Raw genomic sequence first — 16,577 nt, 5'->3', positions numbered from 1 at the left:
TTCTTTATGCATATAGCCTTGAGTGCATATAGTCTTATTTTTTGAGATTGCTTTACAGCGTCCCGTTCGTCTAGAGGCCTAGGACACCGCCCTTTCACGGCGGTAACAGGGGTTCGAATCCCCTACGGGACGCCATTCTTTATGCATATAGCCTTGAGTGCATATAGTCTTATTTTTTGAGATTGCTTTACAGCGTCCCGTTCGTCTAGAGGCCTAGGACACCGCCCTTTCACGGCGGTAACAGGGGTTCGAATCCCCTACGGGACGCCATTCTTTATGCATATAGCCTTGAGTGCATATAGTCTTATTTTTTGAGATTGCTTTACAGCGTCCCGTTCGTCTAGAGGCCTAGGACACCGCCCTTTCACGGCGGTAACAGGGGTTCGAATCCCCTACGGGACGCCATTTCTCTTACTACACATTAATTTGTAGTCTTACCAGAAATATCTTACAAAACTCACAGCAATCACCTTATGTAACACCCTAATTATTTTGCTATAACTAAATAACTACTTTTCTTGTTAAGTTAGTTATGAATATTAAGACACGGATTTTACTAGTTGTTTTCTTGTTGGAATTATTTGGTTATGGCTTATTAATTACAGTTAATCAAAATACTTCTTCAAAAGCCTTATCTGATATTAAGAATAAGCAAATACATGCAACTTTTGATGCCGGCTTACAAAAATTAAACAATCAAACAAAGGTATTAGAGCAACAAGTCCTATCTGTTAGTAACATAGGTCAGCAATTCTATCGTCAATTAAGTCTCTTTCCTAAAGAACAACTCACCCAACAGCTACAAATACAATTAATACAATTGTTTGAACAATATTCCGATGCTATTGGTGGAGGTATTTGGTTTGAACCGAATATCATTCAGCAACATAAATTTTTTGGCCCTTACGTATTTCGTGAGAATAATCAGGTCAAATTTAGCTGGGATTTAAGCACCCAAGCTTATGATTATCATAATCAATCTTGGTATCAGCTAGCACTACCTTCAGGTTGGCCAAGGAGTATACAAAGACCACAAAATATTTATTGGACAGAGCCCTATAAAGACGAAGCGGGTTCTGAGCAATTAATGATGACAGTCGATAGTTTTATTTGGGATGATAAAAAAACCATTATTGGCTTGGCAACAGTAGATTGGGCATTAACTGAAATCACTGATTTTTTTAGCCAAATAAAAGTTACCCCAAAATCAAACAGTTTTTTAATCGATGGTCACAGTGGAAAAATCATATTCTCTTCAGCAAACCCTGAGCTGACGATGAAGCAAGCGAGTGAAACAGACTGGGGAAAAATAGCTCTAACAGAAACCCTGCCGAACGAATTGAATATGATAGATCTGACAGAGCAACCAACATCAGACAAGGTTGCCTTCGCAATAACCTCTTCTGGCATTATATTTGGCGTTACCATTCCGTATACCGACTTAGTTGCCGAAACAAAATATGCCGAGCAACAAAATTTATGGTTAGGTATTTTAATTTCAGCAACGTTTATAGCTTTAGTCAGCTTGTCGTTACAGCAAATATTTAAACCTTTTAATCGCATTATCTCTTTGGTTAAAGATTCAATCAAAACAGACTACAGAACTGATGAACTAACCGTTTCCACAATAAAATACAGCGGAAAAAATGAATTCAGTCCATTAATTAAAGCTTTAAATAAACTATTTAATGAATTTAAAAATTACACCAAGCAAATTGAACAAAAAAATAAAAATTTAATATTAAATAAAAAAGAAATTACCAACTTAAACGAAGATTTACATTCCAAGGTTGAAGAGCTTACCGAATTACATAACGAGCTAGAAAACAATAGCGATAGATTAACCAGACAAAATTTAGCACTCAATATAGCGATAAAAAAAGCGAACAATGCTGTTGAGTCAAAGAGTAACTTCCTCGCTTTAATGAGCCACGAAATAAGAACACCACTAAATGGCATTTTAGGTATGGTTTCTTTGTTAAAAGCATCAAGCTTAGATAAAAATCAATCAGACTCTATCAGCGTGATTGAGCAGTCTGGTAATACATTATTAACTATAATCGACGACATTCTTGATATTTCTAAAATTGAAGCGGGTAAATTACACTTGTCGAGCCATAAATTCGATTTCGAAGAAGTGTGCTATCAATGTTTAGAGCTCATTCAAGCTAGAATGCTACAACAAGAAAAGTCGATTGATATTATTTTCGATTACCCTATTTCACAAACTTTTGAGCTGTATGCTGACGATGTTCGGCTGAGACAAATCCTACTAAACCTGCTTGGCAATGCGCTTAAATTTACACACCAAGGTAATATTACGTTAAAGGTAGATATTACCAATACCTTAAGAGTTGAAGTAATTGATACCGGAATTGGTATTGAAATCCAAAATCAAGCGAACCTTTTCGATACTTTCAGCCAAGCCGACCAAATGATAAGTAAAAAATACGGTGGTACTGGCTTAGGTTTGGCAATATGTAAAAAATTGATTTCTCAAATGCAAGGTGATATCGGAGTAATAAGTGCGATTAACCATGGCTCAACATTTTGGTTTGAAATCCCAATAACAAGCATTAACAGTCAACTAATCGAAACACCTAAAACACATAATAAGTTAATTATCAGAGCTAATAATCACGCGCTTAAAGAAACTTTAATGATAAATTTAAAATCTCATTTGCTAGTTAGCTCTGCAGATTCGCTATCACCCACCCAAGATACCAGCATTCTCAACATAGATAGCACGGCAACAGAAGCACAATTACAAATATCAAACGATACCGAGCTCTCACTGAAAAAGCCAATTCGTCCTCGTGAAATCATTAATAAATTAATCACAGCGGGTATAAGTACGAGTGTCACACCAAATACAAATACGACAACTGAGAATCTAAGCTATAGTCCAATTTTTGGCCATGTCTTAGTCGTTGAAGATAATCTAATTAACTTAGCGATTTGCCAAAACATGCTTGAAAAATTTGGTTTATCTCATGATTTTGCTATTAATGGAAAGGTGGCAGTAGAGAAAGCAGAAAACAATCATTATGACTTAATTTTGATGGACTGCAGAATGCCTGAATTAGATGGTTTTCAAGCAACCAAATTAATTCGAAAACTGCCTCATTTAGATAAGATCCCAATCTTGGCACTTTCTGCGAATGTCTTGGCAGAGGACGTAGAAAAATGTTTACTCGCAGGGATGAACGAACACATAGCAAAACCTATTACTCTAAGCATATTATATGAGAGGCTTTCGAACTATTTATCTAAGCAAAAAGATGTCATAAAACTCGCTTAAATAACTAAGATGTGAGAGCTATCGCACTAAATAGTTTAGAGGTCTGACGAAAGTGAATTTATTTGCCATAATGTAAAATACTGATATTTATAAATAGAGCATTAAAATAATGAAACTCATAACCGTTGTTCAGCAAGGTTTTACCTTGCTTGAGTTAATGATTGCATTAGCTTTAATTGGAATTGGATTAACATTAGGCTTACCAGCATTACAGCAAACTTTATTAGAAAGCAGAGTCAACAATGCCATATTGAGCTTAAATAAAGACATAATTACCGCTAGAAGTTATGCCGTAAGCTATGAAACAACTGTGACTTTATGTCACCTAAATACTAGTAATGAATGTGATAACCTTTGGTCAAATGGCTATACAGGCTTTATTGATGAAAATGCAGATCAAATTTTTGATAGTGCGACTGATGAAAAGTTGTTTGTGAGAGGCGCTGTGAGCACAGGTGATATCTTACAGTTTTCAGATGGAAATTCGCTGCAATATCAATTTGATGGCACAATTTCGACTACTTTTGCAGTATCTGAAATAGGTACCTTTAGATACTGCCCGGGTATTGATAATGCAATTTACTACTCAAGAGCAATTATCATCAATCAAAGTGGTCGGCCAAGGCCATCTTCAGATATAGACAATGACAGCATGGATGAAACAAGTGGTGATAACGACCATATAATTTGTAACTAGCATTGCTCCAACAGCTGAGGTCTATTTAAGCTTTTACGAAACTACTATTAGAAATAATAAAAAGATAAACGGACACTAATGATTAAGGATGATCATGACAAATAAAATATACTCAAAAGTAGGCTTCACTCTATTAGAATTAATTTTCATCTTATTGATTGCTTCATTAACCCTAACCCTTGGTATACCTAAGCTGCAAGGCGTCTTGATTGAACACAGGGTAGACAACGCAATTTATAAAATCAGTAAAGACATTGTCCTGTCCCGAAACTACGCAATTCAGTACAACACTCGAGTCACCATGTGCCATTTATCAACAACCAATGACTGTGATAAAGATTGGCAAAATGGCTATAGCATATTCTCTGATGTAAATGGAGACCAGCACTACAATGCCGCAGAGGATACATTAATTCTCATTAAGAATAACTTCCCCAGCTCTGATATTTTAATTTTTAGTGGTGGGAAAGCATTAAAATACGGACCAGATGGCTTGCTCAATGGCCAAAGTGGAACATTTCGTTACTGCACAAATACTTCAGAATCAGAGTACTTTTCCAGAGCAGTAGTGATCAATTTAACTGGCAGGCCAAGAGTTTCTAAAGATTTAAATGGTGATGGCAAAGATCAACTAAATAGCAACTCGGAAAGCATTAGCTGTGAAACATAAAAACGCTTTAGATGTTTAGACGTCTAGACGTAAAGACTTGCAAAAACTCAAATAATCACTAAACTTAGCCGAAATAATCATTAAATTTTGGCTTATATATACTTCTATTCAGCCTAATTTAACTATGAAACCCAATTTTTCAAGATATATTCCAAGTACTTAGCGGCTTTATATCGAGCGATAAAATAGAGAGAGTAAACCATGACACAACATGTTTTCACATCTGAATCAGTTTCAGAAGGACATCCGGATAAAATTGCAGATCAAATATCTGATGCTGTATTGGATGCTATTTTAGAGCAAGATCCGCATGCTCGAGTTGCATGTGAGACCTATGTAAAAACCGGTATGGTTATGGTTGGTGGTGAAGTAACAACCTCAGCCTGGGTAGATATTGAAGAAATCACGCGCAAAACTGTACGCGAAATTGGTTACACTCACTCAGATATGGGTTTCGATGCCGATTCTTGTGCAGTACTAAATACAATAGGTAAGCAATCTCCTGATATCAACCAAGGTGTTGACCGTTCTAGACCTGAAGATCAAGGCGCTGGAGATCAAGGACTGATGTTTGGTTACGCGAGTAATGAAACCGACGTATTAATGCCTGCACCAATTACTTACTCGCACCGCTTAGTTAAACGCCAAGCAGAAGTACGTAAAAATGGTACCTTACCTTGGTTACGTCCAGATGCGAAAAGCCAAGTTACGTTTGTCTACGAAAATGGCAAGCCTGTTGGCGTTGACGCTGTTGTTTTATCAACTCAACACTGCGATAGTATTTCAACAGCTGATTTGCGTGAAGCGGTTATGGAAGAAATCATTAAGCCAGTTTTACCGGCAAGCTTTTTAACCGATAAAACAAAATACTTCATTAACCCAACTGGCCGCTTTGTAATTGGTGGACCTATGGGTGATTGTGGTTTAACTGGTCGTAAGATCATCGTAGATACATACGGCGGTATGGCTCGACATGGTGGCGGCGCATTCTCAGGTAAAGATCCATCTAAGGTAGATAGATCTGCTGCATACGCAGGCCGATATGTTGCTAAAAATATAGTTGCGGCAGGTCTAGCAGAACGTTGTGAAATACAAGTGTCATATGCTATTGGTGTAGCTGAGCCAACTTCAATCAGTATTGAAACTTTTGGTACAGGTAAAGTAAGCAACGCTCGTTTAGTTGAACTCGTTCGTGAGCATTTTGAACTTAGACCATACGGCTTAATCAAAATGTTAGATTTAGAACGTCCAATTTACCAACCAACAGCAGCCTATGGTCACTTTGGCCGTGAAGAGTTCCCTTGGGAAGCAACAGATAAAGCCGAGCTGTTAAAAGCAGCAGCTAACATCTAAAACTCGCTTCTGTTGAAAAAGGCCAGCTTACTGGCCTTTTTGCTATCTAGGCTTTGTCATACTACTCTTTTTAAGATATTTTTATCCCTTGCTTGGGTTATTTATAGCTTTATATTTAACTATCAGCCAAAATTAACTAACACTTTCTGTATAGGAATACATTTTTGCGCATCTCAGTTCCAGAATTAGTCTCATTAGACGAAATCCTACCTTCCGAGCCATTACTAATGATGGGAGCTGGTCCTGTACCTATACCAAATCAAGTTGGACGAGCTAACTCTATCGTTATTAATCACCTAGGTGAGACAATGGGTAAGATAATCGAGCAAGTTAAAAGCATGTCTCGCTATGTATTTCAAACCCAATCCAAATGGATTTTAGGGGTGGCTGGCCCAGGTTCAGCGGCAATGGAAATGGCCATCACAAATTTAATTTGGGAAAACACCAAAGTATTAAGTATATGCAATGGTTTTTTCAGTGGTCGGTTAGCCGAAATGGCGACTCGAGTTGGTGCCGATGTGACCCGATATGAAATACCGGAGGGACTGGCTGCAGATCCGGATTCAGTCAAAGCCTACATAGAAAAATATCGGCCCGAAGTCATCACCCTAGTACAAGGTGAAACATCGAATACAGTCTGTAATAAGCAATTAAGGCAAATAGCAGAAATAGCACAAGCATATGGCTGTTATATTATAGTGGATGCCGTTTGTACTTTAAGTACCATGCCATTAAATATGGATGAATGGAAAATAGACGCTGTCATTACAGGTGGTCAAAAAGGTTTGTCGTCGATTCCTGGTGTATCTTTAATCGCTTTTTCCGAGAGAGCACATCACAGAATTCATTCAAGACCAAAACCACCAGCCCAATGGTGTTTAGATGCCAAACTGGCCGAAGGCTTTTGGCACCATAATGCATATCATTACACCGCGCCTGTTTCGGGTATATTAGCAATACACGAAGCTTTGGCATTAATCTGTAACGAAACCCTAGAGGCTAGGTTTGAGCGCCACCTACGCTGCTCTAAGGCGTTACAACATGGTATAGAAGCTTTAGGCTTAAAGCTTTTTGTTCAGGAAGCATCTAGATTAAATTCAGTAATCGGGATAAATGTACCAAATGGTATAGCGCAAAAAGCGCTATGTGCGCATATTTCAAATCGTTACCGTGTCGAAATCTCAGGATCATTCGGCTTAGACATTGTTCGCATTGGCCAAATGGGTGAACAAAGCCGTGCACATCACTTGTTTAGAACCTTACATGCGTTTGGTTGTGCGATTAGAGATTTAGGTGGTGATATTGACTTGCCAACGGGTATGGCTGAACTAGAAAGAGGCCTACAAAGATTTTAGTGTTAATGCACAAAATCATTTACTGATACAAACTGAGCTCATGCAATTTAAGTTCGCCAGAATGGTAACGGCTGAGCTCTTGATTACAAACTAAATACAGGCAATTTAAACTGCTTTTATCTGAAGCGATATACCTGCCTTTAAGTTTTATCTTTTTATGATATTGCTTACCCAACACTTTCAAAGCACTTTGCTGAACACAAACCAAGCTATATTTATACTCCATAGCCAAACTTTGCTTATATCTTGCGTTAGGGCTAGCACCAAGTTTAGTCGCCCAATACTGCCATAACAGACCATGTCCGTGTTCCCCCTTGGAATAGGCGATGGCATGCGCAATTTCATGCTTTAAAGTATCCAATTGAATTGATATTGGGTTGTGCTCTAAAATAAGCTCCGAAATATTAATCTGCTGTTTACCATAATGACAACTCCCCATAACGCGCTTAGTTCGAGTAAATCTAAGCTGGTAAGCAGATAAGTGAGGAAATTCGTCTTGATAAGTGCAAATAAGTTGCTCAAACTCTAGACTTATCTGGTGTTTTTTCTCACTAAGACTTAACATTTACACATATTCAAATTTAATTAGTTGGCCATGAAAAAAATTGTTCAGAGCATTTTAGAATCATCTAACCCAGAATTGCAACAAAAGCAGAAAGAAGCTCTACTCGCAATCGCAACTTTGTTTAGCCAAGTTGATGGCAAAATAAGATTAAGTGAGCAAGATTATATCGATATCTGGCTAAATGGCTTGGAGTGGAATGGTAAATTTGATCGGCAAACCACACACAAACTAATTATTACCCAAAGTCGAACTGCAATTGAAAATAACAATATTGAGAAATACTTAATATCGTTAATCGATCAATTATCAGATAGAGTATACCAAGACTTTGTCATTACTTTTGCTAAATACGTTAGTGAAATAGATGGGGAAGTTGCAACTGAAGAAAAAGAATTATTAGCCCTACTGACTAAGCTACTAAATTATGATGAACACTAAAAAGTGTTCATCATATTGTGCAAATTAAGCTGCTGTTTTAGTTTCTTGCAATAAACGGAATAAGCCATCCATTTGCTGCATAGAAGTTAGAATTGCATATGCAACCGGTAAGTAACCACGCTTACGCATTTCTAAGAAATCTTCATCTGACAGCTCGTTAAATTTAGCTTCATCAAATGCATAGAAGCTGCCCATATTAACTCTTTCACCTTCTTGATTGTTATAACCAACTGTACGAGGTAAAAGTAATTCTTTTTCTGCTAAAAATTTAACAAAAGCACGGCTTGCTGCTTCTCGGTCTAAATAAGAATTCATAAACTCTTTAACTTGCTTGATGATTTCAGTTTCTTCACCGTTTTCATCAAACAAAGGGTCGCCTTCTTCTGTATTGAACATTTCAGCTTCTTCGTCCATACAAACAACCATATTTTCATCATCGCCATTTACAGATGCTGCAGCAAATGGGTAACGACGAATAGATGCAGGTACATAGGTAGCAGTCCATCTGCCGTCTTGAATTAATAAGTTTTCTTCTTTGCGTAAACCTAATAGTGCAAGTGGATGAAATTCACCAGACTCTTCATTTTTATGGAAAATAATTGGGAAACTAGCTGAAGCTTGAGGAAACTCATGAGCTAAAAGAGGTGCAACATGAACAGTTTTAGCGAAATCGTAATTTGGTGCTCTTTTTAATTTGATGTCTTTATGAGCGCTTGAGTTGATTGGAACCAATTTTTTGAACATCTGGTTTCTCCAGTTAATATTTATAGTTGTAATCTAAATGCACCCAATATCTTACAAGTGGCTACACAATTAAAACAAAGATATGCATTTAATCAAACAATTCAAGGGGGAGATTAATAAAAAGTTAAAAATAATTTCTTCAACGACAATAAATATCTCAGCCAAGCCATCATTTTTAAGTAAACTAAATCAATATAAACTCTCTCCTTGTTATATTTATACCTTATTTACTCTTCATTCCAAACCAAGGTGTAGATTTACCGGCGACTGTAATTTTTAATCTGACTTTTGAGAATTAACTAGATTCATTTACAATAGACTTCCTTATTATCGATAAAGCCTAGCCTGTGTCTAAAAATCTTATGCTCAACTGCCCTATTGATGGCCTAATTCTGGAATGCGATAACAATAGCTTAAAATGCGCCCATGGCCACAGCTATGATAAAGCGAAACAAGGCTACATAAATTTACTCACAGTACAGAACAAACGTTCTAAATCGCCTGGCGATAGCAAAGAAATGGTTGCTGCACGACAATCATTTTTAGCCTCAAATATTTACAAGCCAATCAGTGAAAAGATAAACCAAGTTGCTTTATCTCACACTGAAACATTAGCGACAAATATTCTAGATGCTGGGTGTGGTGAAGGCTATTACTTAACTCAATTAGAACAAGCGGCAAAAAAAGAAGAATTAGAGACGAATTTACTTGGATTAGATATTTCGAAATTTGCAATCCAAGCCGCAGCTAAAAAGTCCAAAAATATTCAGTGGCTTGTAGCTTCAAATAGACAAATTCCAATTGCAGATCAGAGTTTAGATTTAATTTTATGCATTTTCGGCTTTCCGGTATTTTCTGAATTTAAGCAAAAGTTAACAACGAACGGGAAAATATTACTGGTAGAAAGTGCTGAAAATCACTTAATTGAATTACGAGAACTAATTTACCCAGAAATCAAACCTTACCAACAGAATAATTATCAAGAAGCGTTAGATCTTGGGTTAACTTGGGGTAAATCTGATACGCTTAGTTACCAAGTTGAATTGAACAAGGAGCAACTTGCTGAATTACTCATCATGACACCTCATATACACAGAGCCAATAGAGAGAAATTAGAGCAAGTGAAAAAGTTAGATAAATTAGCCCTGACCATAAATGTCAATTTTAGACTGCTACAAATAAAATGATCAAACCTTTACCACCGCAATCAGAGCTAGAATTATTCGAGAGAGCTCAAGCAATATCAGGCTTGAGCCTGGCTCAGCTTGCCCAAGCAGCCGGTGTAGACGTACCGAAAAACCTTAATAGAGATAAAGGCTGGACAGGACAATTATTAGAATGGCATTTGGGGGCTGATGCGGGTTCAAAGCCAGTGCCTGATTTTGAGGATTTAGGGATAGAATTAAAAACTATACCGATAGATATTCACGGAAAGCCTCTAGAAACAACCTATGTTTGTGTTGCCCCGTTAACGAACATCACGGGACAAACCTGGCAATCAAGTCCAATTAGAATAAAGTTAAATCGAGTTTTGTGGATCCCTATTTTAGCTGAACGCCAAATTCCAGTGACAGATAGAATAATAGGCTACCCAATACTCTGGTCACCATCAGAAGAAGAAGATAGGAATCTACAGGCTGACTGGGAAGAGCTGATGGATATGATAGCTTTAGGTAGAGTCAATCAAATCACAGCGAAAACGGGTGAATACCTGCAAATAAGGCCCAAAGCAGCGCACAGCCGCATTAAAACAGCAGGGATAGGACATGATGGTAAAATGGTAGAAACGCTGCCAAAAGGTTTTTACTTAAAAAAGAATTTTACCCAGAAAATTTTATTAAATATTGTTAACTCTTAATGTTGTTCAATTCTCAAATTCAGTCTTAATAAACTTAATTTATTTAGTTCACTGATTTCTGTACTCGTCAGTAAATTTTCTTTAAAGTAAATTTTCGCTTCATGTTTAGCGATTAAAGAGTGTTTTTGCAACATTTTGTAACGTGAATAGCTCACACCTTGAGCAAGTGTTCTGGTGAGTGGGTCATAATCTTTAAACGGAGTGCCACTTGAAAACTGCTCTAATGCATCAACAAATCTAAGCCGCTTTAAGTTAAACCTATCAACAAGTTTGGCGCTTAATTTTGCACTGTGCTCCAACATTATATTTCTTAGCGTAGCTGGATCAGGCTCCAGCTCAACCAAAGCATCGTGTTCAGTTTTATCTCGACTTTCTCTTGCTTCTAATAATTGACGCTTCCATTCATTATCAAAACTTCTCAGATATATTCTGACTAATGCTGATTTTCCTAAATCATGAAACATACCGGCACAAAAAGCTGAAGTGGTATCTTGCTCATTAAGTTGCGCCAATTTACGACATGATATTGCTGCACCTATACCTGATTCCCACAGTTTTCTTTTCATTAACCTAAAAGGCTCTGTACTATGAGGGATCCATTTGCGCAACGCAAAACTTGGCACGACTAGCTTTAAATTTTCAATGCCGATATAACTTAAAGCTGTTTTTACCTTATCCACTTTAATATCACTTTCAGGCTTACGGTAAACAGGTAAATTAACGAACTTTAGCATATCGGCCCCCATCCATGGCAAGGTGGAGATTAATGGCTCAATCCGGCCGATAGAGGCGGCTCTGACAGATAAGATATCAAGAATAGCAGGAACAGCATCATGAATGGCAATCACATCATTATAAATAGTTTCTATATCATCCAGCTGTTCAGAGACAAGTTCTACCACTTTTTTATTGAGCTTTTCTGATTTAGCCTGCTTTAAACTCTCTTTAGCGATAACTTCAGCATCGCGTTGCTCTTTTGCTTCTTGCTCAATATCAAGTAATAAACGAGTTTCTTCATTAGTTTCTTGGCTAAAAACGTCTGCTAGATTTGGAATATTTAAACTATTGTGCTGGCGAGCGAAATCGTAACTTAACAATAAGTCATGAAATCGAGCATCAATTAAATCGGAATACCTATCTTGCGGCATTAATAAAATAAACCAGAGAGTTGAAAGTGTTACCCAAGTTTAGCTCAAGCAAAATAGAACTCCAATTGATATAAAATGAACTCGTTAACTAGTCGAGCTTTATGTTAATAAAGTTAGCTAAAATTTTATGACCAAACTCAGACATAATTGATTCAGGATGAAACTGCACCCCATATAAGCCTTGGGTTTGAGATTCAAGCGCCATTAATATCTTCTCAACACCTTCGTAGCACCAAGCCGTAGCAGTTAAATTTTCGGGCAAGTTTTTAGTTTCAACCACTAATGAGTGGTAACGAGTCACTAAAAAATCTCTGGATATTTCATTAAACAGGCCTTTGCCTTTATGTTCGATCAACGCAGTTTTACCATGCATAGCTTTTGGTGCTTTAATAATTTTTCCACCAAAGGCTTGAGCAATACATTGATGACCTAAGCAAACACCCAATATAGGCGTTTTTCCAGCGAAGTGTTTAATAACATCAACCGAAATTCCAGCTTCGTTTGGCGTACAGGGGCCAGGTGAAATACAAATATGACTCGGGGCAAGCGCTTCAATTTGTTGAATATTAATTTCATCATTGCGCACCACTTTTACTTCGACACCCACTTCTTCAAAGTAGTGAGCCAAATTAAAAGTAAAAGAATCGTAATTATCTATTAATAACAACATTGATGATTATTTTCTCTAATTTAAAAAAGCAGTCTTAATTAGGGTTTGAGTATACTCATGTTTTGCTTGAGTGAACACAGTTTCGCAATCCCCAAATTCAATAAGTTTACCTGCTTTCATCACCATAACTTGATCACAAATCGCTTTTACAACTTTAAGGTCATGACTAATAAATAAATAACTTAAATTATTTTCTTTCTGAAGCTTTTGTAATAAAGCTAAAACTTGAAATTGCACTGTCCTATCTAACGAGGACGTAGGTTCATCCAATATAATAAACGTAGGCTTCATAACCAAGGCTCGCGCCAGTGCTATTCTCTGCCTTTGACCACCAGAAAATTCGTGTGGGTAGCGGTTTCTAAATTCGGGATCAAGCTCAACTGATTTCATAGCATCAATCACGGCTTGCTCACGCTCTGTTTTAGTCCCTATATTATTAATTTCGAGTCCTTCCGCAATAATCTCACTAACCAACATCCGAGGACTTAAACTGCCGAAAGGGTCTTGAAACACAAATTGAATATCACGTCTTAGATTTTTCAGCTGCAGCTTATCTAACTGAGCAATTTGTTCTGCTAAAAATTCGATATTCCCTTCGCTATCAATTAATTGAGCAATAGCTTTGGATAAAGTAGTTTTACCGCTACCACTTTCACCAACAACACCCATGCAAGAGCCTGATCGCATTTTAAAACTAATACCATCTACCGCTTTAACGTGATCAACAACTCGGCGGAAAAAGCCTTTCTCGACCGGAAACCAGACTTTTAAATCATCAACATTAAGCACAGTTTCACTACTTTGGTTAAACGCACAAAATTGATCTGAAGGCTCTGCATTAATAAGCTTTTGGGTATAAATATGCTGAGGAGCAGCAAATAATTGCTCGGTATGATTTACTTCTACTAATCGGCCAAATTCCATTACCGCCACTCGTTCAGCGTAAGATTTTACTATGGTTAAATCATGACTAATTAATAACACTGCCATATTGGTTTCTTGTTGCAATGCTTTAATTAAATCTAATATTTGCGCCTGTATCGTCACATCTAATGCAGTGGTAGGTTCATCTGCGATTAATAACTCTGGCTCGTTAATCATAGCCATGGCGATCATAATTCTTTGCTTTTCGCCGCCCGAGAATTGGTGTGGGTAATCGGCTAAGCGAGCTTCAGCATTGCGGATACCCACTTTATTTAACCATTGCAAAATAAGGGGACGACTTTGCTTTAAGCTTTTACCTTGATGAATCGATAGGGTTTCACTTAATTGTTTTTCAATCGTGTGTAATGGGTTTAACGACATCATGGGCTCTTGAAAAATAACCCCGACCTTATTCCCTCGCCATTGTCTTAATTGTGCTTGGCTCGCACTCAGTACAGATTCACCACTTAATGAAATATCACCTGAGAGATACTCAACAGGAGGCTCTTTTAACAGCCTCAAAATAGACATAGCTGTTACTGACTTACCGCTACCACTTTCACCGACTAATGCCAGCATTTCACCTTGGCGAATATCAAGCGAAACATCATGCACTACATGATTTAACTTATCACCTTGGCGAAAGCCAATATTCAATTTGTCGATGCTAACGACACTGCTTTTTTCAACTGTATTTGCTTGAGAATTTGTCATTAATAACTCGTCCTAGGATCAAACGCATCACGAACGCCTTCACCAATAAACACTAACAACATTAAAATAACCCCCAACGAACCAAATGCGGTGAAACCTAACCAAGGTGCTTGTATATTTGCTTTACCTTGAGCTAATAACTCACCTAATGACGGTGAACCTGGCGGTAAACCAAAGCCTAAAAAGTCAAGCGAGGTTAAAATAGTCACAGATCCAGAAAGCGCAAATGGTAAAGTTGCCATAGTTGCCACCATAGCATTGGGTAAAATATGTTTAAACATGAGTCTACTATCAGACATGCCCATAGCTTTGGCTGCTGTGACATATTCTAAATTTCGACTACGTAAAAATTCGGCTCTGACAACTCCAACAAACCCCATCCAGCCAAATAGCATAGTGATAAATATCAACCAAGTGACATTAGGTGTAATGAAGTTAACCAATATGATCAGCATAAAGAGTTGAGGCATACCGCCCCAAATTTCCATAAATCTCTGCAATAACAAATCAACCCAGCCACCATAAAACCCCTGGATAGCACCTAAACTAATCCCGATAATGGCCGACGCAATTGTGACGGCAAAACCAAATAGAATGCTTAATCTAAAGCCATAAATAACACGCGCAACTACATCTCGTCCTTTATCGTCTGTACCTAAGATATTTTCATCCGTTGGTGGACTGGGCGCTGGTGAAGGCAAGTCATAATTAATTGTTGAATAACTAAATGGAATTAAGGGCCAATAAATATCCCCGCCGGCTTCAGAAATCAGCTCTTGGATATATTCATCTCTATAATCCGCCTCAAATTCAAACTCGCCACCAAAATCGGTTTCCGCATAATCTTTTACAATCGGGAAATAGAGCTCCCCCTGATAAGTCACTAAAATAGGTTTATCATTCGCTATAATTTCTGCGCATAAGCACAATACAAATAACAAACTAAATATCCAAAATGACCAATATCCACGTTTATTAGCTTTAAACCTAAGTAACCTTTGTTGATTTATTTGACTTAATTTCATCAATTACCTCGACTCAAAATCTATACGAGGATCAATCACCATATACATAACATCGCTTAAAATATTGAGTAACAGCCCAACGAGTGTGAATACATATAGGGTAGCGAAAATAACCGGATAATCTCGCTGTACTGTGGTTTCATAAAATAACAAACCTAAACCATCGAGAGAGAAGATAATTTCAATAATCAGCGAGCTACCAAAGAAAACCCCAACTAGCGTTGCAGGCAGGCCAGATACAATAATTAACATAGCATTTCTAAAAACATGCTTATACAAAATTGCTTTTTCAGTTAATCCTTTTGCTCTCGCTGTCATTACGTATTGACGGTTTATTTCGTCTAAAAATAGATTTTTAGTCAACATAGTCAAACCAGCAAAAGCACCAATAACGGAAGCAATAATAGGCAGTGTCATGTGCCAAAAATAATCGACTATTTTGCCACCTAGCGAAAGCTCATCCCAATTGTCCGAAGTCAAACCTCGAAGTGGGAACCAATCAAAAAAGCTACCACCAGCAAACAAAATGACCAAAACAACAGCGAATAAAAAGGCTGGAATAGAACTCGCCGCTAAAATCACTGTGGTTGTCCAAACGTCAAATTTGCCACTGTGTTTAATTGCTTTTTTTATACCCAAAGGGATAGAAACTAAATAGATAATCAAAGTCGCCCACAATCCCAAAGAAATTGAGACAGGTAGGCGCTCAACAATTAACTCAAAAACGCCTTTACCGCGAAACAAGCTTTCGCCAAAATTAAAAGTCGCATAATCAGTAATCATGTTCCAAAAGCGCTCGCCAATCGGTTTATCAAAACCAAAGCGCTTTTCAATTTCAGCAATTTCTTCTTCGGTTAAACCATGCCCACCTCTATATTGAGCGTTGGCTTCAGCAGTATCGAGTTGGTTCCCAACTTGGTCAGAAGCGCCGCCACCTAAACGCTCCTGCATAATATTCATATCGCCTAAGCCTGCTTGGTTCGCGATATATTGATCGACAGGGCCGCCTGGGGCTAACTGGATAATAAAAAAGTTAATTGCAATTATTGCAAAAAAGGTCGGTACAACTAATAAAAGCCGCCTAAAAATATATGCAATCATAGTTTTCTAATTAG

At 37.6% G+C, this 16,577-nt stretch carries 15 protein-coding genes and 3 tRNA genes; 11 read left to right on the top strand and 7 right to left on the bottom strand.

Annotated elements, in window-relative coordinates:
- Positions 1 to 59 precede the first annotated feature (59 nt).
- From XM47_RS04850 to XM47_RS04815, 8 genes are all read left to right on the top strand, one after another.
- A tRNA-Glu gene (locus XM47_RS04850) sits at positions 60 to 135 on the top strand.
- A gap of 59 nt (positions 136 to 194) precedes the next feature.
- Positions 195 to 270, top strand: a tRNA-Glu gene (locus XM47_RS04845).
- A 59-nt stretch (positions 271 to 329) separates the two neighbouring features.
- Positions 330 to 405: transfer RNA gene (locus XM47_RS04840), tRNA-Glu, on the top strand.
- A 127-nt stretch (positions 406 to 532) separates the two neighbouring features.
- The gene (locus XM47_RS04835) at positions 533 to 3,301 is read left to right on the top strand and encodes an ATP-binding protein (protein WP_048690345.1); all 2,769 of its coding nucleotides are present in this window, start codon (positions 533 to 535) and stop codon (positions 3,299 to 3,301) included.
- A gap of 109 nt (positions 3,302 to 3,410) precedes the next feature.
- Complete coding sequence (locus tag XM47_RS04830) at positions 3,411 to 3,998, top strand: GspH/FimT family pseudopilin (protein WP_048690344.1); 588 nt, start codon at positions 3,411 to 3,413, stop codon at positions 3,996 to 3,998.
- 94 nt (positions 3,999 to 4,092) lie between these two features.
- Positions 4,093 to 4,668: a GspH/FimT family protein gene (locus tag XM47_RS04825; protein WP_048690340.1), complete on the top strand. Its 576-nt coding sequence runs from the start codon at positions 4,093 to 4,095 to the stop codon at positions 4,666 to 4,668.
- Positions 4,669 to 4,869: 201 nt separating this feature from the next.
- Positions 4,870 to 6,021: a methionine adenosyltransferase gene (metK, locus tag XM47_RS04820; RefSeq protein ID WP_048690338.1), complete on the top strand. Its 1,152-nt coding sequence runs from the start codon at positions 4,870 to 4,872 to the stop codon at positions 6,019 to 6,021.
- A gap of 164 nt (positions 6,022 to 6,185) precedes the next feature.
- The gene (locus tag XM47_RS04815; protein WP_048690337.1) at positions 6,186 to 7,376 is read left to right on the top strand and encodes a pyridoxal-phosphate-dependent aminotransferase family protein; all 1,191 of its coding nucleotides are present in this window, start codon (positions 6,186 to 6,188) and stop codon (positions 7,374 to 7,376) included.
- Between the two features lie 19 nt (positions 7,377 to 7,395).
- On the opposite strand, the gene XM47_RS04810 is transcribed toward XM47_RS04815, so the two are convergent.
- On the bottom strand, positions 7,396 to 7,941 hold the full coding sequence (locus tag XM47_RS04810) for a SprT-like domain-containing protein (RefSeq protein WP_048690336.1): 546 nt from the start codon (positions 7,939 to 7,941) through the stop codon (positions 7,396 to 7,398).
- 30 nt (positions 7,942 to 7,971) lie between these two features.
- On the opposite strand from XM47_RS04810, the gene XM47_RS04805 reads away from it, so the two are divergent.
- Positions 7,972 to 8,379 (top strand): hypothetical protein, encoded by a 408-nt coding sequence (locus XM47_RS04805; protein WP_048690335.1) that lies wholly within the window; start codon positions 7,972 to 7,974, stop codon positions 8,377 to 8,379.
- 24 nt (positions 8,380 to 8,403) lie between these two features.
- Here the strand turns inward: XM47_RS04805 and XM47_RS04800 are convergent, their stop codons facing one another.
- Positions 8,404 to 9,123, bottom strand: coding sequence for a SapC family protein (locus XM47_RS04800; protein ID WP_048690332.1), 720 nt, complete (start codon positions 9,121 to 9,123; stop codon positions 8,404 to 8,406).
- 347 nt (positions 9,124 to 9,470) lie between these two features.
- Between XM47_RS04800 and XM47_RS04795 the strand changes: the two genes are divergently transcribed.
- Both XM47_RS04795 and mutH read left to right on the top strand, forming a co-directional pair.
- The gene (locus XM47_RS04795; RefSeq protein ID WP_149865450.1) at positions 9,471 to 10,310 is read left to right on the top strand and encodes a putative RNA methyltransferase; all 840 of its coding nucleotides are present in this window, start codon (positions 9,471 to 9,473) and stop codon (positions 10,308 to 10,310) included.
- A complete protein-coding gene (mutH, locus tag XM47_RS04790) occupies positions 10,307 to 10,981 on the top strand; it encodes a DNA mismatch repair endonuclease MutH (protein ID WP_149865449.1) in 675 nt (224 codons plus the stop codon). Before XM47_RS04795 ends, mutH begins: the two co-directional genes overlap by 4 nt.
- Here the strand turns inward: mutH and XM47_RS04785 are convergent.
- The 5 genes from XM47_RS04785 to XM47_RS04765 all read right to left on the bottom strand — a co-directional run bounded on the left by XM47_RS04785 (position 10,978) and on the right by XM47_RS04765 (position 16,563).
- On the bottom strand, positions 10,978 to 12,129 hold the full coding sequence (locus tag XM47_RS04785) for an HDOD domain-containing protein (RefSeq protein ID WP_048690329.1): 1,152 nt from the start codon (positions 12,127 to 12,129) through the stop codon (positions 10,978 to 10,980). The genes mutH and XM47_RS04785 overlap by 4 nt on opposite strands.
- A gap of 88 nt (positions 12,130 to 12,217) precedes the next feature.
- The gene (locus XM47_RS04780) at positions 12,218 to 12,799 is read right to left on the bottom strand and encodes an anthranilate synthase component II (protein WP_048690327.1); all 582 of its coding nucleotides are present in this window, start codon (positions 12,797 to 12,799) and stop codon (positions 12,218 to 12,220) included.
- A gap of 15 nt (positions 12,800 to 12,814) precedes the next feature.
- Positions 12,815 to 14,437: an ABC transporter ATP-binding protein gene (locus XM47_RS04775; RefSeq protein ID WP_048690325.1), complete on the bottom strand. Its 1,623-nt coding sequence runs from the start codon at positions 14,435 to 14,437 to the stop codon at positions 12,815 to 12,817.
- A complete protein-coding gene (locus XM47_RS04770) occupies positions 14,437 to 15,462 on the bottom strand; it encodes an ABC transporter permease (RefSeq protein WP_048690323.1) in 1,026 nt (341 codons plus the stop codon). The genes XM47_RS04775 and XM47_RS04770 overlap by 1 nt, the downstream gene beginning before the upstream one ends.
- 3 nt (positions 15,463 to 15,465) lie before the next feature.
- Positions 15,466 to 16,563, bottom strand: a complete 1,098-nt coding sequence (locus XM47_RS04765; RefSeq protein ID WP_048690321.1) for a microcin C ABC transporter permease YejB — start codon at positions 16,561 to 16,563, stop codon at positions 15,466 to 15,468.
- Positions 16,564 to 16,577: the final 14 nt, after the last annotated feature.

It is taken from the genome of Catenovulum maritimum, from assembly GCF_001050375.1.
Classification (GTDB): domain Bacteria; phylum Pseudomonadota; class Gammaproteobacteria; order Enterobacterales; family Alteromonadaceae; genus Catenovulum; species Catenovulum maritimum.
Note: the sequence above shows the minus strand (reverse complement) of the source record. Positions and strands in the feature narration are given on the sequence as shown.

Bases quoted from the DNA above. Each gene is read 5' to 3' on its own strand.
- XM47_RS04835 (WP_048690345.1), top strand. From the start codon at position 533: ATGAATATTAAGACACGGATTTTACTAGTTGTTTTCTTGTTGGAATTA.
- XM47_RS04805 (WP_048690335.1), top strand. From the start codon at position 7,972: ATGAAAAAAATTGTTCAGAGCATTTTAGAATCATCTAACCCAGAATTG.
- XM47_RS04780 (WP_048690327.1), bottom strand. From the start codon at position 12,799: ATGTTGTTATTAATAGATAATTACGATTCTTTTACTTTTAATTTGGCT.
- XM47_RS04825 (WP_048690340.1), top strand. From the start codon at position 4,093: ATGACAAATAAAATATACTCAAAAGTAGGCTTCACTCTATTAGAATTA.
- XM47_RS04785 (WP_048690329.1), bottom strand. From the start codon at position 12,129: ATGCCGCAAGATAGGTATTCCGATTTAATTGATGCTCGATTTCATGAC.
- XM47_RS04765 (WP_048690321.1), bottom strand. From the start codon at position 16,563: ATGATTGCATATATTTTTAGGCGGCTTTTATTAGTTGTACCGACCTTT.
- mutH (WP_149865449.1), top strand. From the start codon at position 10,307: ATGATCAAACCTTTACCACCGCAATCAGAGCTAGAATTATTCGAGAGA.
- XM47_RS04770 (WP_048690323.1), bottom strand. From the start codon at position 15,462: ATGAAATTAAGTCAAATAAATCAACAAAGGTTACTTAGGTTTAAAGCT.
- XM47_RS04830 (WP_048690344.1), top strand. From the start codon at position 3,411: ATGAAACTCATAACCGTTGTTCAGCAAGGTTTTACCTTGCTTGAGTTA.
- XM47_RS04800 (WP_048690332.1), bottom strand. From the start codon at position 9,123: ATGTTCAAAAAATTGGTTCCAATCAACTCAAGCGCTCATAAAGACATC.
- metK (WP_048690338.1), top strand. From the start codon at position 4,870: ATGACACAACATGTTTTCACATCTGAATCAGTTTCAGAAGGACATCCG.
- XM47_RS04810 (WP_048690336.1), bottom strand. From the start codon at position 7,941: ATGTTAAGTCTTAGTGAGAAAAAACACCAGATAAGTCTAGAGTTTGAG.
- XM47_RS04775 (WP_048690325.1), bottom strand. From the start codon at position 14,437: ATGACAAATTCTCAAGCAAATACAGTTGAAAAAAGCAGTGTCGTTAGC.